This is a genomic window from Arthrobacter sp. JUb115 (assembly GCF_004365035.1).
Taxonomy (GTDB): Bacteria; Actinomycetota; Actinomycetes; order Actinomycetales; family Micrococcaceae; genus Glutamicibacter.
Window position 1 is genome coordinate 82634 of the sequence record NZ_SOBS01000007.1, and the last position, 23292, is coordinate 105925.

22 protein-coding genes, 1 tRNA gene and 1 other RNA gene are annotated in these 23292 nt (G+C 58.9%); 7 read left to right on the forward strand and 17 right to left on the reverse strand.

Translation table 11 applies throughout. The features are described from left to right. Window positions 1-3 precede the first annotated feature (3 nt). An RNA gene (ffs, locus tag EDF61_RS13055) (signal recognition particle sRNA small type) lies at window positions 4-100 on the reverse strand. Window positions 101-207: 107 nt separating this feature from the next. Next, window positions 208-1749, reverse strand: coding sequence for an HNH endonuclease signature motif containing protein (locus EDF61_RS13060; RefSeq protein ID WP_105658000.1), 1542 nt, complete (start codon window positions 1747-1749; stop codon window positions 208-210). A 188-nt stretch (window positions 1750-1937) separates the two neighbouring features. On the opposite strand from EDF61_RS13060, the gene EDF61_RS13065 reads away from it, so the two are divergent. Next, window positions 1938-2022 (forward strand) — tRNA-Ser (locus EDF61_RS13065). Window positions 2023-2155: 133 nt separating this feature from the next. Further along, a complete protein-coding gene (locus EDF61_RS13070; RefSeq protein ID WP_133834348.1) occupies window positions 2156-2521 on the forward strand; it encodes a VOC family protein in 366 nt (121 codons plus the stop codon). A gap of 106 nt (window positions 2522-2627) precedes the next feature. Here EDF61_RS13070 and EDF61_RS13075 read toward each other — a convergent pair whose 3' ends face one another. Further along, entirely contained in the window at window positions 2628-3668 is a 1041-nt protein-coding gene (locus EDF61_RS13075; protein ID WP_133834349.1) for an isopenicillin N synthase family dioxygenase, read from the reverse strand. A 273-nt stretch (window positions 3669-3941) separates the two neighbouring features. On the opposite strand from EDF61_RS13075, the gene EDF61_RS13080 reads away from it, so the two are divergent. Both EDF61_RS13080 and EDF61_RS13085 read left to right on the forward strand, forming a co-directional pair. Beyond that, window positions 3942-4244: a type II toxin-antitoxin system VapB family antitoxin gene (locus tag EDF61_RS13080; protein ID WP_105659188.1), complete on the forward strand. Its 303-nt coding sequence runs from the start codon at window positions 3942-3944 to the stop codon at window positions 4242-4244. Window positions 4245-4325: 81 nt separating this feature from the next. Beyond that, window positions 4326-4946, forward strand: a complete 621-nt coding sequence (locus EDF61_RS13085) for a LytR C-terminal domain-containing protein (RefSeq protein WP_166650803.1) — start codon at window positions 4326-4328, stop codon at window positions 4944-4946. Between the two features lie 4 nt (window positions 4947-4950). Here EDF61_RS13085 and EDF61_RS13090 read toward each other — a convergent pair whose 3' ends face one another. Continuing rightward, window positions 4951-5640 (reverse strand): DsbA family oxidoreductase, encoded by a 690-nt coding sequence (locus EDF61_RS13090; protein WP_133834350.1) that lies wholly within the window; start codon window positions 5638-5640, stop codon window positions 4951-4953. A 122-nt stretch (window positions 5641-5762) separates the two neighbouring features. On the opposite strand from EDF61_RS13090, the gene EDF61_RS13095 reads away from it, so the two are divergent. After that, window positions 5763-6485 carry a YoaK family protein gene (locus EDF61_RS13095; RefSeq protein ID WP_105659185.1) on the forward strand — a complete coding sequence of 241 codons (723 nt, stop codon included), beginning with the start codon at window positions 5763-5765 and terminating at the stop codon, window positions 6483-6485. A gap of 65 nt (window positions 6486-6550) precedes the next feature. Here EDF61_RS13095 and EDF61_RS13100 read toward each other — a convergent pair whose 3' ends face one another. After that, on the reverse strand, window positions 6551-7957 hold the full coding sequence (locus tag EDF61_RS13100; protein ID WP_105659184.1) for an amino acid permease: 1407 nt from the start codon (window positions 7955-7957) through the stop codon (window positions 6551-6553). Between the two features lie 186 nt (window positions 7958-8143). Here EDF61_RS13100 and EDF61_RS13105 point away from each other — a divergent pair, with 186 nt between their 5' ends. Continuing rightward, window positions 8144-8710: a histidine phosphatase family protein gene (locus tag EDF61_RS13105; RefSeq protein WP_105659183.1), complete on the forward strand. Its 567-nt coding sequence runs from the start codon at window positions 8144-8146 to the stop codon at window positions 8708-8710. A 6-nt stretch (window positions 8711-8716) separates the two neighbouring features. On the opposite strand, the gene EDF61_RS13110 is transcribed toward EDF61_RS13105, so the two are convergent. From EDF61_RS13110 to EDF61_RS13130, 5 genes are all read right to left on the reverse strand, one after another. Next, window positions 8717-9781, reverse strand: a complete 1065-nt coding sequence (locus EDF61_RS13110; protein WP_133834351.1) for an alpha/beta hydrolase — start codon at window positions 9779-9781, stop codon at window positions 8717-8719. A 131-nt stretch (window positions 9782-9912) separates the two neighbouring features. Further along, on the reverse strand, window positions 9913-11550 hold the full coding sequence (gene aceB, locus EDF61_RS13115) for a malate synthase A (RefSeq protein WP_133834352.1): 1638 nt from the start codon (window positions 11548-11550) through the stop codon (window positions 9913-9915). A gap of 81 nt (window positions 11551-11631) precedes the next feature. Continuing rightward, window positions 11632-12945: an isocitrate lyase gene (aceA, locus tag EDF61_RS13120; RefSeq protein ID WP_105659180.1), complete on the reverse strand. Its 1314-nt coding sequence runs from the start codon at window positions 12943-12945 to the stop codon at window positions 11632-11634. Between the two features lie 527 nt (window positions 12946-13472). Next, entirely contained in the window at window positions 13473-14075 is a 603-nt protein-coding gene (locus tag EDF61_RS13125; RefSeq protein ID WP_105659179.1) for a HutD family protein, read from the reverse strand. A gap of 9 nt (window positions 14076-14084) precedes the next feature. Beyond that, window positions 14085-14705 (reverse strand): nucleoside/nucleotide kinase family protein, encoded by a 621-nt coding sequence (locus tag EDF61_RS13130; protein ID WP_133834353.1) that lies wholly within the window; start codon window positions 14703-14705, stop codon window positions 14085-14087. A 210-nt stretch (window positions 14706-14915) separates the two neighbouring features. Between EDF61_RS13130 and EDF61_RS13135 the strand changes: the two genes are divergently transcribed. After that, window positions 14916-16406 carry a helix-turn-helix transcriptional regulator gene (locus EDF61_RS13135; protein WP_105658616.1) on the forward strand — a complete coding sequence of 497 codons (1491 nt, stop codon included), beginning with the start codon at window positions 14916-14918 and terminating at the stop codon, window positions 16404-16406. Between the two features lie 10 nt (window positions 16407-16416). On the opposite strand, the gene EDF61_RS13140 is transcribed toward EDF61_RS13135, so the two are convergent. From EDF61_RS13140 to EDF61_RS13170, 7 genes are all read right to left on the reverse strand, one after another. Further along, complete coding sequence (locus tag EDF61_RS13140) at window positions 16417-17079, reverse strand: alpha/beta hydrolase family protein (RefSeq protein WP_133834354.1); 663 nt, start codon at window positions 17077-17079, stop codon at window positions 16417-16419. A 53-nt stretch (window positions 17080-17132) separates the two neighbouring features. Continuing rightward, window positions 17133-17852 (reverse strand): hypothetical protein, encoded by a 720-nt coding sequence (locus EDF61_RS13145; RefSeq protein ID WP_286134682.1) that lies wholly within the window; start codon window positions 17850-17852, stop codon window positions 17133-17135. Window positions 17853-18104: 252 nt separating this feature from the next. Beyond that, on the reverse strand, window positions 18105-18521 hold the full coding sequence (locus EDF61_RS13150; RefSeq protein ID WP_105658613.1) for a GNAT family N-acetyltransferase: 417 nt from the start codon (window positions 18519-18521) through the stop codon (window positions 18105-18107). Between the two features lie 9 nt (window positions 18522-18530). Continuing rightward, window positions 18531-19118: a hypothetical protein gene (locus EDF61_RS13155; protein ID WP_133834355.1), complete on the reverse strand. Its 588-nt coding sequence runs from the start codon at window positions 19116-19118 to the stop codon at window positions 18531-18533. Window positions 19119-19122: 4 nt separating this feature from the next. Further along, window positions 19123-19479: a VOC family protein gene (locus EDF61_RS13160; RefSeq protein ID WP_133834356.1), complete on the reverse strand. Its 357-nt coding sequence runs from the start codon at window positions 19477-19479 to the stop codon at window positions 19123-19125. 150 nt (window positions 19480-19629) lie between these two features. After that, complete coding sequence (locus EDF61_RS13165; protein WP_105658610.1) at window positions 19630-22188, reverse strand: ATP-dependent Clp protease ATP-binding subunit; 2559 nt, start codon at window positions 22186-22188, stop codon at window positions 19630-19632. A 129-nt stretch (window positions 22189-22317) separates the two neighbouring features. Beyond that, window positions 22318-22992 (reverse strand): response regulator, encoded by a 675-nt coding sequence (locus EDF61_RS13170; RefSeq protein WP_105658609.1) that lies wholly within the window; start codon window positions 22990-22992, stop codon window positions 22318-22320. Window positions 22993-23292 lie beyond the last annotated feature (300 nt).

Below are 23292 nucleotides of genomic sequence, written 5' to 3' on the forward strand. Positions count from 1 at the left end.
AAAGTAAAAGACCCCTCATGCACCTGCCAGAGCCCATCTACCCTTGCTACCTTCCGGTCCTGGGGGAGTTCAACAGGATGACACCACACGAGGGGTCACCAAAAATACTACCCGAGGTTGGCGCTTGGATGAAAATCGGCAGGCGTGCGCTTGCTCTCAGCTTGCAAATCATGGCTCGGAGATCTTGACCAAAAATGCTGTTCGTCCTCAGCCGGTCGCTTCTTCAGGCGGTTCTAGCCACCCAAGTACGCGTCGAACGCGGTCATTGAGCTGGACGGTAGGCAACATGGGCGTCTGCTCCTTCTCGAAGTCGAAGTTCTGGACGCTGGTGACGCTGCCGGGAAGCTCAACACAAATCATGCCGTTGGGGGAGCGCCAGTTCACTGAACCGTCCGGAAGATAGGTGGCTTGCCATCCCAGCACGTGCTTGAACATCTGATGCCGCTTGCACAATAAATGCGTATTGCTGCGCGTGGTGTGCCCGCCTTTTGCCCATGCATCGATGTGGTCAATCTCGGATGCTTCGGCGGGCCGATTGCACCCGGGGAAGCGGCAGACGATATCCCGATTTCGCAGCAGATCACGCAGCGCCTTGGACGGACGGTACTTTTCGCGGCCCACGTCTATAGCTGCCCCTGACCAAGGATCGGTGAGCACCTTGATGAAAGACGGGGCGTCTTTTGCGATTAGCAGCGCTGTCCCTACTGGGATCGGCCCGTAGCCCTCAAGGTCAGCTAGTGCGCGTTTAGGGTTGGCCAGCATTTCCAGCGCAGGAATCGTGACAGCTACACGAGCTTTGAGCGGGGTCCCTTCGGTTGCGGGCCAACCATCGAGCAACGCATCGCAAACAATGTCCAGCCGTCGTTGCTGTTCGGTCCGATTATCAGCTGGATCAACATTGCGTACGGCATGCCAATTGACGGTATTGATAATGCCCAACGCCTTTTCCACCGGCAGATGCAGCTGAATCACGCTCATTCCATTGGCCTCGTGCCAATAGGTGATCTTGCGGTCCTCCGCACCTTTCTTGTGGCGTTCTTCAATGGGCTTTGGATGCAATCGCTCACGCATTTTCCTGGCACGTAGGGCTATCGCGGAGTCAGCGGCCTGCCGCGCTATCGGCAGCAAGGTTCGTTGCATTAGTGCCACGTCCTCGGGTGCCAGATCCTGAGAGTGCTTGACGATCTCCTGCGCGGATCTGGTCGTGATCTCACCGACGCTCAGGGCGTCCAAAGTGTCTGCGCAAAGATGGCGCAGTCCTTCGGCGAAGAACAACTTGTCCTGGACTTTCTTTTCCGAGGAGCGCATTGCCACCGATGCCTCGGCAACAAAGGAAGAACGGATCAGCGACTCGTCGGAGCGATTGACACCGTAGAAGTAGGCAGAATGAGTTTCAGCTGTTTCTTCCGTTGTGCCGGGGTCATCCAGCAGCGGCTCTTGGGTTCCGTGGCTGATCGTCTCGGCGACCGAATACTCGTAGCTATCGGCCAACACCGCTGCCTCGGCAGCATCCAGCATGCTGTGCAGCCGGGCAATGGTCTTCAGCCGCTCCAGGCCCTGGGCGGATGCAGTGACCGGCGACTGGTCATAAAGGTTTATGGCGGTAGCGGCGATCTGGGTAAAGAGATTGTCTTTGTCCAGGTTCGCGGCCCAAAGACCATCGATTCCGGGGATACTCCTTGTCCCGGGCGGGCTGATAGGCAGTCGGCGAGGGTCGTCTTGGCTGTGAAATACCTCTCTTTTACTCATGTTTACAGTATTGATCTGTTCAAACGGCAGCCTTTGGAGAAAAGATCGGGATGGTGAAAAGGTGCAAAATTACCGAATTTCAGGGGTTTGACGCCTCAAGAATGAGCTGGGAAGCAACGTGGAAACGTCCGATTCGTGATTGAGCGAGAATTTAGATATGCTTGATCCTGCTCCACGGAGCAAACTGAGGAGGATTCGCCTAGCGGCCTATGGCGCACGCCTGGAACGCGTGTTGGGTTAACGCCCTCAGGGGTTCAAATCCCCTATCCTCCGCCGAATGTAATGTCCCGGCTCATCGTGAAAACGATGAGCCGGGACATTATTTTTTTGCGCTTACCGGCATTGCCAGAACCTGGCGGGTAGTATCCGTGGCAACTGTTCAGCAATCTTTCGGCAAGGTAAGACTATGGCAAGTGTATTGAGCGAAATCGCCGTCGACTGCGCGAACCCGATGCTGGTGGCGAGGTTCTGGTGCGAAGCGCTGAATTATGACGTATTGGAAGAAGAAGCCGGCTTGGTCAGTATTGGGTCCAAATCCCAAGGCCCGGGCGGGCTGAAATTGACGTTCGCGCAAGTGCCCGAAACCAAGAGCATCAAGAATCGCCTCCATCTGGACCTGCGTCCTCAAAACGCCCAGCAGCAAGAAGAAGCTGATCGCCTGATCTCTTTGGGGGCCAGCTACGCCGATGTGGGCCAGCGGGAGGGCGAGAGCTGGATCGTGATGGCTGATCCTGAAGGCAACGAATTCTGCGTGCTTTCCGGCGTCGAATAAGCGAGGCGCTTTAAATGCCTATTGGCGCCGGGCCGGTAATCTCTCACCAGCTCGACGCCAACAGGTTTTGCGTGTGCAGCTCCTGATCCCTGCAGAAGCTCACGGCCTAGGCGCTTTTGCGCCCCTTGGCCAGCTCTGGGTAGTGGATGGCCGCGGTCTGCGGGTGGGCTCGCAGCCATCCCTTGAGCACGTTGGCACCGTAGGAAGCCAGCATTGGGTTTTCCGGATCATCGGAGACGCCGCGAGCTTCGGCAGCCAGCTCGGCTGGCAGTTCGACCTTGTCGATCACTGCATCCAGTCGAGGGGAGTAGAAGAACGGCACCGAGTAGCGGTCAACGCCAGCTGGTGGCGCAATGACGCGGTGGATGGTGGCCATCAGGTAGCCGTTGGTCGCGACTTCGAGCATCTCCCCGAGGTTCACTACCAATGCACTCGGGGTCGGCGGCACCTCGATCCACTCTTCCTGGCCGTAGGGTTGCACCTGCAGCCCTCCAACCTGGTCCTGCAGCAGCAGGGTGACGAAGCCGTAGTCGGCGTGCAGGCCAACGCCCTGGTTGCCCGACTCTGGTACGACGTCGCCCGAAACGTAGTGCACCAACTTGCCCATCCATGACGGGGTGTTGGCGAATGGCTCGTCGAAGTGGCCTTCGGGCAAGCCCAGCCCCACAGCGATGGCCGAAAGCAGCTCGTGGCCGGTTTTGTTCATCAGCTCGGCCCACGCCATGGCGCGCTCTTCGAGCTGGGGGAAATCGGCAGGGAACTGGTTCGGGCCCTGCAGGTTCAAGTACGGCTTGTCCTCGGGAACGACCGCCAACGTCTCGCGTTCCGGTCCGTAGTCGATCTGTTCGCGGGCATCGGCGCGGCCGCGGGTGATTTCGGTGCCCATCCGGGTGTAGCCGCGGAACTGGGCGCTATTGCGGTTATCGAGCTTGATTTTCTGCTCAACGGGCTTCTGGAAGAATTCTGCGATGGTGTCGAGCAGTTCCTGGTCCTGCCCGGCATATGCGCTGTATCCGACGATCTGGAAGAAGCCGACGCGGTGTGCGGCGTCGCGAATCGCGGCAACGAAATCCTTGTTGAAGGAGCCGTCAGCATTGCGTGCGGTAGAAATATCGAGCAGTGGGATCTCGGTGACTACGTTGTTCATAAACCCAGAGTGCACCTTATGACGCGATTGTTACCAGCTAAAGTTACGCCCGGTTCCTCCAAGTTTCCCTTGGCGTAACAATCCTTGCTTTTTCGCATTGCGTGTCTGATTATTCGCATTCGCGTGTAGCATTCGCCCGGCAACTGCGCGGCGAGTCCGGCTGCCACCCGGCTCAATCGGCGCCGTCTCGGGAAGTGGCCTTCCTGCGGCCTGCCAACTAGCGCCTGATCTGCAGGTCTGTGGGTCTGGAGAGTTTGTCCGTATGCTTGAATAGTGATTTTTCGAGCGGTAGGTGAAGGCCGTCCATACCCGGACCACGGCTATTCTTCGGCGCGTGATTGGAGCGGACTTCCCCCGCAGCAAGTGAAACTAGCTGACTTGGTCACCACCAAAGCCACCTTGGATCTTGAAACATTGCTCTCTGAGGATTCCACCTTCTATGGCGACTTGTTCCCGCATGTAGTGCGCTATCGGGGCGTGTTGTATCTGGAGGATGGGATGCACCGCGCGCTGCGCTCGGCGCTTCATCATCGCTCGGTAATACACGCACGCATATTGGATCTGGACGCTAGTTAGATAAGCTAGCGCCACGAGGATGACGATGACGTCGCCTTCAGGCCAGCAGCTGCCGAAGGCTGACCAGAGCAAGGTGGAATGATGCGTGATCGCGATGACCCGGGGCAATGGCACGGTGCGCATATTGTCGACGAGCAAGAATTAAGTTTCAGCTCGGACGGCCAGGCTAAGCGGCGTGCCCGCAAACGCCAGAACATTGTTTTCTCCGTGATGGCCCTGCTGGTGATCGCGGTTTTGGCCGGCGCCGTACTCGTTTTCAATGGAACGCTGAAGTTGGGTGGCGAGCCTGCCGCCGTTGCGAGCCCGAAGCCAAGCGAGACGAAAATCGAAAACCCCAAGTGCCCGGCCATCGATTTCAAGTACCAAAAACCTTCAGATGTCGAAATACGCGTGCTGAACACGACCGATATTTCGGGTCTTGCGGGTGACACTGCCGAGGCACTGGAAAAGCGCGGCTTCAAGATTTCGTCGCTGACTTCCGGGTGGAAGTCGCTCTCCGAAACCGCTGGCGCGGTCATTGCCGGGCCTGATGGCTATGCCCAGGCTTTCACCGTGCAGCGCCAGATCCCCGGCATCGTTTTCATCTACGACGAAAAGAAGTGGGGCAGCCGGGTGGACCTGGCGCTGGGGGAGAAGTTCGACGGCCTGGAAAAAGAACGCAAGCTCGATACTTCTGAAGGCAAGCTGGTCTGCAGCAAATAGCTGGCTACGGGGCCTGCACATCTCCGGAATGCACTTGGGCCAGCGCATTTGCGAAGACCTCGGCTGGCTGGGCGCCGGAAATGCCGTACTTTCCATCAATGATGAAGAAAGGAACACCGCTGATGCCCAGCTCGCGTGCCTGGACGATATCTGCGTTGACTTCCTCAACGTAGGATCCGGACGAGAGCTTCGCACGCAGTTCCCCGGTATCCAGCCCCAGCGTTCCGGCCAGTTCGAGCAGCGTTTCTAGGTCTCCGGTGTTCAGGCCCTTCTCGAAGTGGGCAGAAAGCAGCGCTTCCTTCATCTCGTTTCCGGCACCATGCTTCTTGGCGTATTCCAGTACGCGTAGTGCAGTGAAGGAATTAGCGACCTTCAAGTTGGCGAAGTCGTAGTTCAATCCTTCGGCAGCAGCCTGGGCGGTGACATGGTCAAGCATTTGGGCGACCTGTTCCTGGCCCAGTCCCTTCATCTTGGAGAGGTATTCGGCCTCGCTGCCGTCATAGTTCTCAGGCAGGCTCGGGTCCAGCTGGTACGAGTGCCAGTAGACATCCACGTTCTGGGAGTATTCGAACGCCTCGACACCCCGCTCAAAGCGGCGCTTGCCGATGAAGCACCAAGGGCAGGCAATATCGGAGAAGATATCCACGCGGATGCGCTTGTCTTCCGGGGACTGGACAGCAGTATTTTCGCTCATGCTTGAGGTAACAACTTTTGCTCACCGGGCATTCCTTATTCGCAGCTGCTGATTTCGGGGGAGATAATGGCAGGGCTCCTACGGAAACCGGATGGTGCTGATGGCGAGAGAAAGCAGGGCAAGTGGCGAAGAACCTTCGATGGCGCGGAATCCTCTTCGCCGGAACGATTACGGCGATGGCAGGCTTTGTTGATGGCGTCGGATTCGTGCACTTCGGCGGCTACTTCCTCTCCTTCATGTCGGGAAACTCCACGCGTTCCTCCGTGGCGCTGATGACAGGGGACCTTGCCGGATGGGCGATGGCGATGTCCTTGGTGGGCTGCTTTGTCGCAGGTGTCATCCTCGCAACGCTGGTTACCTTCCGGCTCGATAGGCTGCGCCGGCCAGTGGCCATGTATTCCAGTGCGGCACTGCTGCTCTCCGCGGCCATCTCCGGGAATTTCTTGCCGCAGCTGACGGCTCTGCTGCTGGCCGCCGCGATGGGCCTGGTCAATGTTTCCTACACTCGTTCGGGAGAGGTTTCCCTGGGCCTGACGTATATGACCGGCACGTTGGTCAAGCTCGGGCAGGCACTCGGTGGAGCAATCATCGGGTTGGCCACCGGATCGGACCGCGGCGGCTACCGGATGCTATGGATGCGCTACGCAGTGCTTTGGCTGATGATCACCATGGGTTCCCTGGGTGGCGTCTTGGCCTACCTGCGGCTGGGGCTCGGCAGCTTGTGGATCGTCGCAGGCGGCATGCTCGCGTGGGCCAGCCTGGCGTTGTTCCAGGAGCTGCGCACACCCCATGGCCTGGAGCCGCCCTCGGGGCCTCAGGCCGGAACCTCCACCGGGATCAAGTAGAAAGACATAGAAAATATGCCTGGTTTCGCTTTATGCGAAACCAGGCATATTTTATTGCGCGGTGGCTAACTCAGCAAGGAGTCGCTGTCCTGCTTGATTGGCGCCGCTGGGCGTACCAGCAGCTTGAAGAGCACGGCCAGAAGCACGAGCCATGCGATTCCGGTGTACAGGGCTACACGCGTCGTCGGGCTCAGGGCCAAGAGCACGACAACGAAGACCATGAAGGCCAAGGCGATCCATACGGCAACGGTGCCGCCGGGCACAGCGTATTCGCGGGCAACGGCCGGTCCGCGGCCCGCTGCGGCTTCCTTGCGTCGCATGGCCAGGTACGAAGTCAGAATCATGATCCACACCCAAACGGTGGCGAAGGTAGCGATGGAAGCGATGATGGTGAACAGCGACTCCGGGAGCAGGGCGTTGAGCACCACGCCTACCAGCAGCACAATGGCCATGATGACCACGGTCATCCACGGCACGCCGTTACGCGAGATGCGGCCAAAGGACTTCGGAGCATGGCCGATCTCGGACATGGCGTAGAGCATACGGCCAGCCCCAAAAGTATCGGCGTTGATCGCCGAAACGGCTGCGGTGATCACCACGGCGTTGAGCACGTGGGCGGCGGCCGGGATGCCCAGACCGTCGAAAATCTGCACGAATGGCGAAGCTGAGCCGTCGATCTGGCGCCAGTCAAAGAGCATCATGACTACGGCCAGCGAAGCTACGTAGAAGAGCAGGATGCGCCATGGCACGGTATTGATGGCGGCTGGAACCGACTTGGCAGGATCAGCTGCTTCACCAGCGGTGATGCCGATGGTTTCGATGCCGCCGAAGGCGAACATCACGACGGAGAACGAGAGCAGCAGGCCCACGAAGCCGTTGGGGAACAGGGTGCCAGCGCTCATCAGGGTAGCGATGCCGGTTGCGGTTTCGGTCTCAGGGGCGTTGAAGCCGAAGATGATCAGGGCGGCGCCGCCAATGATCATGGCGATAATTGCGGTCACCTTGATGATAGCCAGCCAGAATTCGGTTTCACCGAAGACCTTGACCTTCATCAGGTTGATCGAAGCGATCAGCAGGACGACCGCCAGCACCCAGATCCACTGCGCCACCTGCGGGAACCAGAAGCCCATGTAGATGCCGAACGCGGTCACATCGGCGATCGCGACAATGGCCATTTCAAAGGCAAAAGTCCAGCCGGTGACGAAGCCGGCGAAGCGGCCCAGGTAGCGCGAAGCGTAGTGAGCGAAGGATCCGGAAACCGGATGCTTGACAGCCATCTCGCCCATGGCACGCATGACGATGAAGACGGCAGCGCCGCCAATCATGTATGCGAAGAGGACGGCAGGGCCAGCAGCCTGGATAGCAGAAGAGGAGCCGTAGAAAAGGCCCGTTCCGATAGCTGAGCCGAGGGCCATGAAGCGGATGTGGCGGGCAGTCAGCCCGCGGGCGAGAGACGCCTTTATTTCGTTCACGATAGTAATGCTCGGATCCTATAAGGGGTGCGTTCGATGGGGACGGGCCCGCGCCAAAGGCAGGGCACAGCCGTGAAAATCTTATGCGCTCCAGGCATCCATGGCGCGCTTAAGTGTTGCAGATCTATCGTGAGCTTGGCCACCAGCGGTTGCTGTTGGCCACCTGCCGGGTGGGAGAATGGGCTTATGAAACTAGGATTCGTCCGCCACGGACAGACGCAATGGAACCTCGAAGGCCGCTTGCAGGGTTCCAGCGACATCCCCCTGAACGATACCGGGCGAGCCCAAGCCCGCGAGGCTGTCTCGGTGCTGGACGGCGGCCAATGGGACGCTATCGTTTCCTCGCCGCTCTCGCGGGCACGCGAGACGGCACAGATCATTGCCGACGGGCTGGGACTGGAACTTGGTCCTAGCTACGACCTGCTGATCGAGCGCGACTACGCCCAGGGCGAGGGCATGGTTGAGGCCGAAGCGCTGGCGCTATGGCCGGACAAGAACGGTGGTGGAATTGAACCACTGGAATCTGTAGTTGACCGTGGCCTGCGCGCAATCAACCAGATTGCAGCAGACTACCCGGGCAAGAACGTCGCGGTAATCTGCCACGGCACCATTATCCGCTACACGCTCTCGCACTTCGCCGGCTACAAGCTGGACACCATCCGCAATGGCTCGGTTGCCATCATCGGCAATGAGCCCGGCGATTGGCAGCTGGAACTGGTCAATGACCAGGTGCCCAGCAAGGTCGCGGGCTAAGCCGCACTAGATGCCGGAAGGAACAATCCGGCGGATGCTGGAGGCCACCAGCGAATCACGCTGCCGGTTCTTGACGACCGCAAGCCATGAGCCCAACGCCATGTAGGCCTTGGAGCGGATCTTTGGCGAGGAGAGGAACACGTCGTGCAGCGCGCCGGGCAGGCGCACCAAATGCAGTTCCCGGCCTAGGTCGATGCTGCGCTGGGCGACGACCTGCACATTCAAGGCCACGTCGGCGCGGGTGGCGGTGTCGTGCCAGCGAGGCAGCAAATAGTCTTCCGCCGAAAGCATCACCAGGGTGGGCATCTGGAGATCCAGCCCCTTCTTCACCTTGGCTTGCGCATTGAAGACGGCAGAGATGAAACCCGCGGTGAGCTTGAAGCCGTTGACCGGGCGCCAACCCAGATCGTAATCCCATTCGCCGGAAAACTGGCTGGAGACCGTGCGGGTGTAGAACCCTGGATCCACCGTCGGCAAGAAGCGGTGGGGGTTGCGGCTGCTGGCCGCCTGGACGATCCTCGCCAAGGCGGTGCGCCCGATCTCGCTGGCCTGGAATTCCAGCCACGGGCTGTTCAGCGCCAGCGCATCAACTTTCTGCGGGTTGGCTGCCGCATACAGAGAAGCGCTGAGCCCGCCAGTGGAGTGGGCGAGCAGGACAAAGCGGGTTCCCGGATGCGCGCTGGAAATGATGCGATGTGCCGCGTCGAATTCCTCGAAGTACTCCTCCAGATCGGTGGTGAAGCCCGGGCTTCTGTGCTCGGCGATTTCGGTGGCCTGGTCTACCGGCAAGTTCCGTCCATAATGGCGCAGGTCCAGTGCGTAGAAATCCGCTCCTGCTTCGCTGAGGAACTCGGCGAGCTCTTTTTGGAAGAAGTAGTCCGACCAGCCATGCACATAAAGCACCGCGATCCCGCGCAATGGCGGCGGCAGGCGCAGCGTTCTGCGCGGACGGTGCCTGATCAACGTCGCGGTCGAACCGTCCGACATCGGCAGCGGCCGTTGCGAGAAATCCTCGCCCAGCAGATCGGGCTGCCACAGGTCCTCGGCCGGGTTCTTGAACTGGAAAGCCATGGCTACAGCCTAGCCACCGCACACGCAAAACGGCATCCACCCGCTGGACTGGTTACCAACGGATGAATGCCGCTTTGCGTGGCCGACGTTCAGGGACGACTGTTTTCTATCGGCCGGGTCTCGGGTACTGCCTAACCTGCCATTTCCAGGGTGCGGGCTGGCGCATCCAGGTAGCGCAGGTAGGCGTTCTTGGTCAGGAAGGTCGGGAAGTCATCGCGCAGGGCGCAAGCTTCGAAGATTTCCACGGCTTCCTCGAAGCGATCACCCTCGAAGCGCTCCAACCCCTCCATGGTCTCCTCGGCCAGTTCCTGGACCCAGCGACGGGTGATGATCTCGCCCTCATCGGTGATCGCCGACTGGTGGATCCACTGCCACAGCTGCGAACGGGAGATCTCGGCGGTAGCAGCATCTTCCATCAGGTTGCGCAGCGCCACAGCACCGTTGCCGCGCAGCCAGGACTCGATGTAGCGGATGCCGATCTCGATGTTGTCGCGGATGCCGCGTTCGGTGATCTTGCCGGTGACACTCTCGATGTTCAGCAGGGCCGGGCCGGAAACCTCGACATCTTCGCGGGTGCGCTGCAACTGGTTGGGGTTCTCGCCGAGCACCTCGTCGTACACCTCCCGGGCAACCGAAACCAGGTCGGGATGGGCAACCCAGGAGCCGTCGAAGCCATCAGCTGCTTCGCGGGCCTTGTCCTCGCGGACCTTGCCGAAAGCCAGCTCGTTGATCGAGGCGTCCTTGCGGTTGGGAACGAATGCGCTCATCCCGCCGATGGCCGAAGCCCCGCGGCGGTGGCAGGCACGCACCAGCTGCTCGGTGTAGGCCCGCATGAACGGGGCGGTCATGGTCACGGTGTCGCGATCCGGGAAGACGAAGCGCGGTCCGCGGGAACGGAAGTTCTTGATAATCGAGAAGATGTAATCCCAGCGGCCAGCATTGAGCCCCGAGGAATGCTCGCGCAGCTCGTAGAGGATCTCTTCCATCTCGAATGCGGCGGTGATGGTCTCGATCAGCACGGTGGCACGGATAGTGCCGCGCTCGATATCCATCAGATCCTGGGCCTTGTTGAACACGTCGTTCCACAACCGTGCTTCCAGATGGTTCTCCAGCTTCGGCAGGTAGTAGTACGGGCCGCGTCCGGCTGCCAGCAGGCGCTTGGCGTTGTGGAAGAAGTGCAGTCCGAAGTCCACCAGCGCACCGGACATCGGGGTGCCGGCAACCAGCAGGTGCTTCTCCGGCAGGTGCCAGCCGCGGGGACGAACCACGATGGTTGGCAGCTGCTGCAGATCGTAGCTGTTCAGCTTGTACTCGCGGCCATCCGGTGCGGTGAAGTCCAGATCCTGATCCAGCACCCGGATCAGGTTGACCTGGTTCTTGATGACGTTCTGCCAGGTTGGCGAGGAAGCGTCCTCCATGTCGGCCAGCCAGACCTTGGCCCCGGAGTTCAGCGCATTGATAGCCATCTTGCGTTCGATCGGGCCGGTGATTTCCACTCGGCGATCTTCCAGCCCCGGTGCGATCGGGGCGACCTGCCATGAATCGTCTTCGCGAATAGCGCGGGTCTCGTCCAGGAACTTCGGATCGCGGCCATTGGCAATGCGCGCCCGGTTGACCTGGCGGCGCTGCATCAACTCGGCACGGCGCGGTTCGAATGCGGTGTGCAGGGCCGAAAGGAAGTCCAGGGCCTCGCTGGTCAGGATCTGCTCCTGGTAGCGAACGGGGGTAGCGGTAATGGTGATATTGTTCAGGGTGATGGGGGAGTTCATGGCAGCGTCCTTAAAAATCTTGGAAATGGTGCTGGTGCTAGCCGGCGCCTTTGCCGGCTAGCACCATCGACCCATCAGGGTCTAATGGAATTGGCCTTCTTCGGTGGATCCCACCAAGGCCAGGGTTGAGGCGTTAGGGTTCAGCGCCGTGGAGATCGCATCGAAGTAGCCGGTGCCGACTTCGCGCTGGTGCCTGGTGGCGGTGTAGCCGGCGGCCTCGGAAGCGAATTCGCGTTCCTGCAATTCGACGTAGGCGCTCATGCCGTCCTTCGCGTAGCCGGAAGCCAGGTCGAACATCGAGTGGTTCAATGCGTGGAATCCGGCCAGGGTGATGAACTGGAAGCTGAAGCCCATGGCGCCCAGTTCGCGCTGGAACTTGGCGATGGTCGCATCGTCCAGGTGCTTCTTCCAGTTGAACGACGGCGAGCAGTTGTAGGAAAGCATCTGGTCCGGGAAGTCCTTCTTGACCGCTTCTGCGAACTTGCGGGCCAGCTCCAGGTCAGGGGTGCCGGTTTCCATCCAGATCAGGTCCGAGTACGGTGCGTAGGCCTTGGCCCGGGCGATGCATGGCTCGATGCCGTTGGTGACCTTGTAGAAGCCTTCCGGGGTGCGCTCGCCGGTGATGAACTGCTGATCGCGTTCATCGACATCCGAGGTGATCAGCGTTGCCGCTTCAGCGTCGGTGCGGGCGATAACTACGGAAGGGGTGCCAGCCACGTCGGCGGCCAGGCGGGCCGCGTTCAGGGTGCGGATGTGCTGCTGGGTCGGGATCAGCACCTTGCCGCCGAGGTGGCCGCACTTCTTTTCGCTGGCCAGCTGGTCTTCCCAGTGGACGCCCGATGCGCCAGCGGTGATCATGGACTTCATCAGTTCGTAGGCGTTCAGCGGGCCGCCGAAGCCGGCTTCTGCATCAGCGACGATGGGGACCATCCAGTCTTCGACGGTCTGGATGCCTTCGGAGAACTCGATCTGGTCTGCACGCTGCAATGCGTTGTTGATGCGGCGCACGACCTGGGGAACCGAATTGGCCGGGTACAGCGACTGGTCCGGGTAGGTCTGGCCTGAAAGGTTGGCATCCGCTGCTACCTGCCAGCCCGAAAGATAGATGGCCCGAAGGCCGGCCTTGACTTGCTGCACTGCCTGGTTGCCGGTCAGTGCGCCCAACGCGTTGGTGTAGCCGCCGGTGGGGGTTTCCTCGGTGAGCTGCTTCCACAGCTTCTCGGATCCGCGTTTGGCCAGGGTGTGCTCTTCCTGGACCCGGCCCTGGAGCTTCACGACGTCGGCAGCGCTGTAGTCGCGGGTTACGCCGTTCCAGCGGGGGTTGTTTTCCCAGTCGCTCTCGATGGCTGCGATGCGGTTGTCGATCGAGGTTTCGTTGGTGTTTTCAGTAGTCATTGCTTCGGCTCCTTCGCACAAGCTGCGGGTTCATGTCGATCGGAAGGTGATCTTGTGAACTTCTTCGTGACAACTACTTTTCCGCAGGTGCGAGGGCTTCAACAGAGGTTTTTTGAATTAAGATTTTCACTTCTTCACAAAAATGGAAATTTATCGCTTCTTGCGCTGAATGTGAGTCAAGGCATGGAAATCTGCCGATATTGAATCAATCCCTAGCGAAGAAGAGTAAAATTTAACAGCAAGCCTAGATAAGGGCGAAGCCAAAGCAGACCGATTCCGGGGTCTGCGAGAATCGGCGAATCACTGATGATCTGGGATTTTATGGAAACCGCAGGTGCTGATTCGCCACGGCAGGCGTTGTGTATCGGGCCAGGAAACGTGAAGTATCAGAGTCTGGACTGGTAGCTGGCTTTTGCCAGATGGGGGCCTGGACTTGTCGCTATGGCCGATATTCTTGGCCGGCAGTGCAGTTTCTGAGTGCGAAGATTTATGGATCTTGCGACCATGGCTGATTGAGCCGGAACGGGCTAGGGCTGGTCGAAAGAAACCACAGCCATGAAACCGCGGCCGGAGATGCGTGGTTCACCGGCGTCAGAGCCAACGACGGTGTCACGCAGGTTCAGCGACTGTTCGCTGTCGCCGAGCAAGAGCTTGGCGGAGCCCTGGACCAAAAGGCCCAGTTGCCCATCAAAGAGGTATTGCTCGCGCTTTTTGGACAGCTCGACAATGCGAACGGTGGGTCGTACCTGCTCTGGAATGGCGGCCACGTGCACGATGAGCAGTTCTTCGGCGGGCTGGCTCGCCTGGACAGAATTTCTCGTTTCGAATTTCAACGGGCGCAGCGGTTCCAATCCGTGCTCTTGCCCGTCTACATCCAGCTGCACGAAATCGCCGGCGATCAACGTGAAGACTTGAGCCGAAGGCGACGGAGTGAAGGCTGCAGATTTCTCGATAGAGCGAATCGACAGTTGCCAGGTTGATTCCCGCAGTTCGCTGGACCGCAACGTTCCGTCCTGCGCCAGAATGCCGCTCGCAATGAGCCGGACCTGCCCTAGCTCCCATTGCTTCTTGGTGCTTTGCGCCAATTCGAGAATGGAACCCGGTGCAAAAGATGCTTGTGCTTCGCTCATGGGACGAGTCTACTTGCCGATGACCAAGCGAAGTTGTTCAACCAGCTGGGATGTGGGCAGCGAGGCATCAAGAGTTATCCAACCGTGCACTTGCGCAAGGCGCAGATACTCATTTCGACTGTCCCTGAGATACTCCATGCTTTCGTCGTCTTTGCCACGGGAATTGATCCGCTCAAAGGCAAGGATGGGGTCGATGTCGAGCAGGACAATTCTCGCGTGCTCGGTACTTTTCGCCGCAAGCCAGGGGAGAAGCAGTCCCGGAGGATGGCCACGTAAGCGCCGCAGCACTAATTGGCAATACAGGTGCCGGTCCATCACGCTGAGTCCGGGAGAGCGGGCCGCGAAAAGCATATTGCGGGCAACATTGAAGCTGCGAATGGAAGTTTCGAAGAAATCCTGGGTGAAAGTCGGGAACGTGATTCCCAGGGCGCGAGAGAATTTGGTAAGCCAGCTCCGCGCGGCGACGTTTGCGAGCCTACGAGCCTGAATGCGATCGTTGCGCAGCTGCTGTACTAAAGCTTCAATAGTGGTGCTTTTGCCTGCGCCATCGGTGCCGACGATGACCAAAGTCCGGGGTGGATCGTGGGCATGGCGCGGGGCCGGTAGGGGGCGGGTGGAGACTGCGTGCATGGTGCTCCTTGCGGGATCTCTTTGTAGTTTCAACGTTTGCGCTTCGCTGAAGATTCCGCAGAAAGGCTGTGCATTTGTTGAGAGTAGCTCGCCGGGGAAGCAAGGAAAGAACCGTGAATATTTGCTTCCGCGTCCCTGCTGGGCGATTGAATTACGGGTTGAATCCGGAAGATCTAGAAATTTTCACGATCCTTGGCATAACCTTGTCATGTGACTGCAACCACATGGAATCGCTCAGTGAACTCAGCCGGCAATGGCGCTGGCAGCGAAGATACAGAACTCGACGCCATTGCTCTCGGCCGCAGAATCCGCTTTCTGCGCAAGGGCAAGCAACTGACCTTGGATGATGTCTCGGCGCTCGTTGACACCGCGCCGAGCCAGTTGTCGCTGATTGAAAACGGCAAGCGCGAACCGAAGCTATCGCTGCTTAAGTCCCTGGCTGGAGCCATGGGGGTTGGAGTCGACGATCTGCTGGGCACCGAACCGCCATCGCGCCGTGCTGCTTTGGAGATCGAATTGGAACGTGCCCAACGCGGTCCACTGTACGAGTCCTTGGGATTGCCTACCGTTCGTGTTGGCACGCGTCTGCCCATGGACGTCCTGGAATCCCTGGTGGGACTGCAGCATGAATTGGAACGCCGCCTGAACGAGCAGGCCGCGACCCCTGAAGAAGCCCGTCGGGCCAATACCGCGTTGCGCCATGAGATGCGCCAACGCAACAACTACTACAAGGATATCGAGCAGGAAGCCGCCAAAGTCCTCTCTGCAGTTGGCCACGATTCAGGGCCGCTCTCGCATCATCGTGCAGCAGATATCGCCGAGCATCTGGGATTCAGCCTGCGCTTTGTGGGCAATCTTCCGCATTCCACGCGTTCGGTGACTGACCAGAAGAACAAGCGTATCTATCTGACGCAGGCGAACCGCTCGGAACATGATCCTCGTTCGGTGTTGCTGCAGGCGCTAGGGCATCACGTATTGGGTCATAGGACTCCAACCGATTATTTCGATTTTCTCTCGCAGAGGGTCGCGACCAACTACTTTGCCGCGGCGTTGATGATGCCGGAAAAGTCCACGGTGGACTACTTGCGGCGAGCTAAGAACAACCGTGAGTTGGCCATCGAGGATCTGCGCGATGCTTTCGCCGTGTCCTATGAGTCCGCAGCCCACCGGTTCACCAACCTTGCCACCGAGCATCTGGGGATGACCTGCCACTTCCAGAAGGTCCACGAATCGGGCATCTTGCACAAGGCTTATGAGAATGACCGAGTGAACTTTCCAGCCGATCACACCGGTGCCATTGAAGGCCAGACCATTTGCCGGTATTGGACAAGTCGCGTGGTCTTCGAGCAGATGGATAAGTTCCGTTCCTTCGAGCAGTACACCGATACCGTCAATGGGACCTTCTGGTGCACGGCGCGCACCGAGCGCCATTCCTCGGGGCTGTACTCCTTGTCCATTGGCGTGCCTTTTGAGCATGTGAAGTGGTTCCGCGGGCGGGATACCAAGGAGCGCTGCCAATCCACCTGCCCGGACGAGAACTGCTGCCGCCGTCCACCTGCTGACCTATCCAGCCAGTGGTTCGGCAATGCGTGGCCGGCTACGCGCGCCAATACCCACTTGCTGGCGGCCATGCCAACCGGAGCCTTTCCCGGGGTAGACGAAACCGAGGTCTACCGATTCCTGGAAAAGCAGGTGGACTAGGACCGTTGGACTATGCGATGTGCTTGGAGATGAAGGCAAGAGCAGTTTCCGCCAGCCACGCGCCATCCTGGGCAACGGTGCGGCCGGAGCGGGCTACCTTGAAGGAATGGTTGCCACCTTCGAACCAGGAAAGTTCGCTGTCCTGGTTCAGCTTGCTGGTGACTTCTTCCATCTTTTCGGGGTTGGCAAAGGGATCGCGGGTGCCTTCGAGGAAAAGCATCGGCACCGCAATCGGGTAGAGATGCTCATCGCGTAGCTTCTCTTCCTTCTTAGGCGCGTGCAACGGGTACCCCAGGAAGATCAACCCTGCCGATGGCATGCCCTCGGCAACTGACAGGGAAGCGATGCGCCCGCCAAAGGACTTTCCCGCTGTGAAGATTGGCAGGCCTTCAGCCAAGTGTTCTTCAACCCAACGGCGGACCTGGTGCCACACTGCGACCGCCGCTGGCGCTTTGTCGGGAAACTTCTTTCCAGCGTCCATGTAGGGGAAATTAAAACGCAGGACGCTGGCACCCAGATTCGCAGCGGCTAGCGCAAAGCCGGCCATGAAGTCATGATCCTTTCCAGCACCTGAACCGTGTGCGAGCACGATGACGGCCTTCGCCGCCTTTGCGCGGTCCCAGAGCGCGCTGAGTTCCAGGTCTTCGTATGGAATGGAGAGTTCTTGGGTCATAGGTACCACCCTAGGGGCTGAGGGCCCATCAACTGATCATGAAAGGAAATGAACTACATTTCCCAGTCCTTGCGGAGTGCCGTATCGGTGTCATCGCCATTTCTGGCCAGTACCGTCAGCTTTTCAACTTTTTCGCCGGTTGCCGCACGCTCGTTGATCTTGAGCATCATATTTCCCGAGACGAAGATCGATGCGGGCATGTCGTATTCGCCGTCGATCCATGGACCGTCTGCGAGGGTGACGACGAGTTCGCCAAGCGCAGGCGACTCGACTTTCTCAACGTAGGCGTGGGGGTCAGCGGGCAGGCATGTGCGGTAGATTTCCAGCTCAGTGATTTCAGCGCCGCATAGGGATTTGTAGGTATCGTTCATGGCGGACAGCCACTGCGTGTACTTTTCCGAGGCCCAGGCTTTGCGGTCCTCGGGATCGGCACCAGTACGAGCCCGGGTGAAAGTTCCTGAGTTATTGCCGTCTTCAGTAGCGAAGGTGACGGATTCCAATTCCGGCGAGGCCTCGCCTACGCTTTCGAACATGATTCGGCCCATCATGCGCAGCTCATCCTCGTTGGTTTCGTAGCTTTCCCGCATCTGGGTTCCAAACTTCATGCTGTTATCCAAGAAGATATTGATGGCACCAGGTGCTGGAGATTCCCAAGAAGTCATTAGGTTGTAGGGATACAAGAAGCCTTTGGTGGACTTGATGCCAGAGTTTTCTTTCCACATCTCAATTTTGGAATCTGCCCAGGCCTGTCCCGAATTGGCGTTGGCGTCCAACTCCGCGGGTCCAGGCTCGGGGGCGGTTTCACCGGGTTCACCGGTTTCGGCCGCGGGCTGTGCCGCCGGAGTGGAGCCAGCGACGGAAGCCGCCGTCGAATCGGCTGGCGCTGCTTGTTCGGGAGCTGCATTGCACCCTGCTAGAAGCAAAGCCAACGATGACAGGGCAATGACCGAACGGGTGCGCAAGAATAACTCCTCATTATCGATGAATGGTCAGTCTATACAGGCCAGGCAGCGAAGGGAGAGCTGTTACGAGAATTTGGCAAAGGTCCGGATCGCACCGGGACGGAAATCCGACGCTTCCGTGAGCCCCATGGATTCGTAGAAGGCACGTTGCCCGGGTTCATCATCGGTGATCAGGACCAGCTGACGCACATGCTCATATTTCACTAGTACGGCAGAGAACAAAGCACGGCCTACGCCGGTGCGATGCGTAGATGGACGCACCAGGATGTCCTGGACGTAGCAGATGGTGGCATTATCCGAGACCACGCGCACAAGGCCGATTAACTGGTGGTCTACGTCGTAGGCGTAGATTACGCATGCTGAATTCTTCAGGCCTTCAAATAGTACGTCTGGGTTGTCTGTATAGGCGCTCCAGCCCACCGCGTTGTAGAGCGAGAGTATTTGTTCCTCGGAAGGCACCTTAGTGGTGGAGAGTTCCATCGAGTCCTTTTACTGTTGCGGGGAAACCGAAAGGATCTCTGCGTTGCCCAGCAACGGGTGCTTCACCAGTTCTGTTTCCAATGCGTGGATGATGGCTTGGGCGGAGTCGCCGTTGTAAACGAACACCGGGCCATCATGCCGGTAGTAGACATCCTCATGCCATCCGATTTCGCCGTCACCCAATGCATGCTGCAGGGCCCTGACTGTTGGCTCCAGATCCGATTCCGATTCGGCCCCAAGCCTGGTTCGAAGCAAAACGTACTCACTGCCGCCTACTTCGGTGCGTTGTCCATCAATAATCAGCCAGGAACCATGCTCAAGTCCTCCATCGATGAGCGAAGAGAGCAATTCGGAAAACAGCTTCTTCGGTTCGGGGGTGGCCACTTCAAGGTCAATGTCGCTGGAGATCGGCTCCTCGGCCGCGTCCAATGTGGTCTTGGCGCTGATGATGGTTCCGGAAGACTTGTATTTGGGCAACAATGTATCGAGCAGGCCCGCTTCATGATCTTTGCGCAGGCGTTCGGTCATCGGCTGGGCAAAATGGATCTGCACCCGGTGAGTCGAAGCCTCCGATGATTTCCTGGCGAACAGCGACATGTCCTCAGTCCTCGTGTGGGTCGGAAATGCAAAAGACGATTCCGTAAGGATCGCGCATAATGGTCCAGCCAAAACTGGGATCTTCGGTGTGGTCCTCAACGCGTGTTGCGCCAGCGGCTGTGCAACGGGCGACTTCCTGCTCGCGGCTGGTGCTTGCTTCCAAGTCGAGATGAACCCGGTTCTTGCCGGCAGTGATCTCATCAACTTTTTGGAACCCCAACCTCGCGCTGAAGCCAGGGACGCTGATCATGGTGAACCCCGGGTACTGGCCCAGATATTTCCCGCCCAGAACAGCCCTCCACCAAGCCGAGGCAGCTTTCTCGTCAAGGGCATCAAGGGTGATCATTCCAATGTTCGCCATGCAGTCAAAGGTACCGGGAGTCTTCCTGCTTAGCTAGAGGTTGACTGCATTTCTGCAGCTGACTAGCGCACTTTCTAAGTGAAGAAAAGGGGCTTGCTTGGCCGGGACGGAAGTCCCGAGCAAGCAAGCCCCTTTATGGGCTATGCCGGCCTAGCTATCGAAGTAGTTTGGCGCGTGCTCGTTGTGAGCAGGTGGAGTCGGCATCTCGACTTTCTTCTGCACCTTCAGCATGCCAGCGGCGTAGTCCACCGAAACGGTGTCACCAGCGGCAAGCGAATCACTGATCAGCAGGTCGGCAATGGCATCCTGTACCTTGCGCTGTACCAGCCGGCGCAGCGGGCGGGCACCGAACTCGGGGTCGTAGCCTTCGTTTGCCAGCCACTGCACGGCAGCGTCGCTCACCTCCAGCTTCAGCTCCTGGTCCACCAAGCGAGCTTCGGTCTCGGCGATGACCAGCTTGACGATCTGGCCAATCTCGGACTGCGAGAGCTTGGAGAACAGCAGTACCTCGTCCAGACGGTTCAGGAACTCTGGGCGCATGAACTCGCGTACCTTGCCCATGACCTTGGCCCGGATTTCTCCAGCCTCGCTGGTGGCATTGGCGGAGGTGAAACCGAAGTTTCCGGCCTTGTTGGCCAAGTACTCGCCGCCGAGGTTGCTGGTCATCAGGATCAGCGTGTTGGAGAAATCGACAGTGCGCCCGGCTGAGTCGGTCAACCGGCCGTCATCGAGTACCTGCAGCAGCACGTTGAACACGTCCGGGTGGGCCTTCTCGATTTCATCGAGCAGCACGACCGAATACGGGTTGCGGCGGATCTTCTCGGTCAGCTGGCCGGGCTCGTCATGGCCGATGTACCCCGGAGGTGCTCCGATCAGGCGCGCCACGGTGTGCTTCTCACCGTATTCGCTCATATCGACGCGAACCAGCGATTCGGCCGAACCGAAGAGGTTTGCAGCCAGGGCCTTGGCCAGTTCGGTCTTTCCGACGCCGGTGGGACCCAGGAAAAGGAACGAGCCGATGGGGCGACCTGCTGGCGACATTCCGGTACGGTTGCGACGCACGGCGCGTGCCACAGCGGCAACGGCATCGTGCTGGCCGATGACCGAAGCATGCAGGGAATCTTCCAGCGAAGCCAAGCGTGCCTTGTCATCTCCCGAGATGCGCGAGGTGGGGATGCCGGTGGATCGGGAGATCACTTCCGAAATCTGCTTCTCATCCACTACCCGGGTGACCCCTGCATCGCCGGCCTCCTCAGCAGCCTTGATGCGCGCGGTCATCTCCACGATGTGGTCACGCCATGCGCCAGCTTCTTCGAATCGTTCCTCGCCGATAGCGCGTGACTTCTCGCGCTCGGCGTCTACCAATTCGGCACGCAGGGACTGCACATCCTCGGCATCTCCGGCAGCGATGGACCGCCGGGCACCGGCGATATCGATCAAGTCGATGGCCTTGTCAGGAAGCTGGCGGTCGTTCAGGTAGCGGGCAGAGAGCGTCACCGCGGCCTTGAGCGCTTCGGGGGTGTACTGCACCTGGTGGTGATCCTCGTAGGATTCGCGCAGGCCGTCCAAAATGGCCAGTGCAGTTTCCTCCGACGGCTCGGCGACAGTAACCTTGCCGAAGCGCCGAGCCAGCGCGCTGTCCTTCTCCACCTTGCGGAACTCATCGAGCGTAGTGGCGCCGATCATGTGCAGCTCGCCACGCGCCAAACGCGGCTTGAGGATATTTGCGGCGTCCATATTGCCGGACTCGCCAGAGCCTGCACCGACCAGCAGATGCATCTCATCGATGAATATCAGCACCTGCCCCTCGGCTGCGGCTACCTCGTCGAGCAGGCCGGTGAGCCGCTGCTCGAAATCTCCGCGGTAGCGGGTTCCGGCGAGCATGCCCGGAAGATCAATGGAGATCAAGGCCGCATTGCGCAGTTGGGCTGGTACCTGGTCATCGATGATGGCGCGGGCCAGGCCTTCGGCAATGGCGGTCTTGCCCACGCCGGCCTCGCCAATCAGCACAGGGTTGTTCTTGGTGCGACGGGCCAGGATTTCAATAACCTGATCCAGTTCCTCCTTGCGTCCGATCACCGGATCAATCTGGCCGTCGGAGGCCAGCAGGGTCAGATCGGTTCCGTAGCGTTCGAGCATGGACACGTCGGACTCGGAATCGGACTGGTTCTGGGCATCGTTTTGGCCACGCTGGGCCTGCTCCATGGCGGCTTGCTGCAAGGACTGGCCGGTGATGCCGTGCTGCGCCAGGAGCTGGCTGACCGGAGATTCCGGGTTGAAAACGAAGGCCAGGAAAAGATGATCAGGGTCGATGTAGGTCGAACCGTAGTTACGAGCAACCTGATAGGCGTCAAAGAGGCTGCGCTGAGCTGCCGACGATAGGTGGGATGGTTTCTCGCCCTTCTCCTGGGACTTGGGCATGCGCGCGATGGCATCTGCACTCAAAGCCTCGATGTCGATACCCATGGCGGTCAGGTGCTCGCCGACTGGTTCGGTGCGCAGCAGGGCCATCAGGAGGTGCAGCGAATCAATCTCGTCGTGGCCATGCTCCTGGGAAATCGCTGCCGCGGTGGCTACCGCTTCGTGGGTGCGGGCGGAAAGCAGGCGCGTGAGGTCGATGGGACGTGCTGCCTGGGCACGTGAAGACAGGAATCGAGAGAGGAATTCCTCAAACGAGCCATCTGACGGTGCGCCGAAAAATGCTGGCAAGTGAGCCTCCTAATAGAAACTTGAGCGGTCTATGCTCATGTTCAACGCATATGGCGCGCAGATATTCCCGAACCAGCCGGGCAAGGTGTCAAAGAGGTTGACTTCACACTAATAGCTGGAAAGCAGGCGCTAGTCTTTCGGGATTTCGATAAGGCCCATACGCGCGGCCGCAACCAGGGCCTGGACCCGATCGCGAACATTCAGCTTAACGAAAATCTTCGCCATATGGGTTTTAACCGTGGTTTCGGAAATAGTCAGAGTTCTTGAAATCTCGGTATTGTTTAGCCCGCGTGCGAGCAGTTTTAGAATCTCGAATTCCCGATTGGTAATTCCCAAGTCATAGGCCAGTTCTTGAATGTCTTGGGAATTATCCCGGTAAGCTTCGCGAACCGCAGAAACTAGATCAGAAGAAACCGACGGGGAAATGGCTGCAGTTCCTTGGTGAACGGCATGGATCGCATGAATAATTTCATCTGGTTCAGAGTCTTTTACCAAGTATCCGCTGGCCCCAGCGGTCAGTACCGGAACCAGATAGTCGTCCGAAGAAAAGGCGGTAATGGCAAGCACTGAGGGGCTGTCTTCGGCAGATTTGATTGCTTTAGTAGCGCTAACCCCGTCCATTATCGGCATCTGCAAATCCATGAGCACAACGTCCACTTGATTGCCGCTGCAATACTCGACGGCGGCCTGTCCATTTTCAACAGAATTAACCGTTACAATTCCGGGGTCTGTTGCTAGGATTGTGCCCAACGCATGCCGAATTAGAGGTTCATCATCGACAATAAGGACCTTTATTTGTTCCATCTGATTCCTCTGATTCGATGTGGGTGGCCTCATGTTGGCCTGTTCACCTGAAAGTATATAAGTTGATCTGATGTGGAGTTTGTTATGAAGGGTTTGAAAATGCTGGCCGTAGCAGCATTAGTTCTGGCACCATTGACCGCCGTGGCAGCTCCTGCATCTGCTGCGAGCTCTCCAGCCTCCAGCAGTGGCAACGTTGCTACTCCTGCTGGCTTTGGCTCAGCCTTCTCGGAGTGGTTCTGCAAACGCTACGGCGTCGCCTGCCCATAACGCGGTTTATTTGACTTGATCATCTGAGCCGGG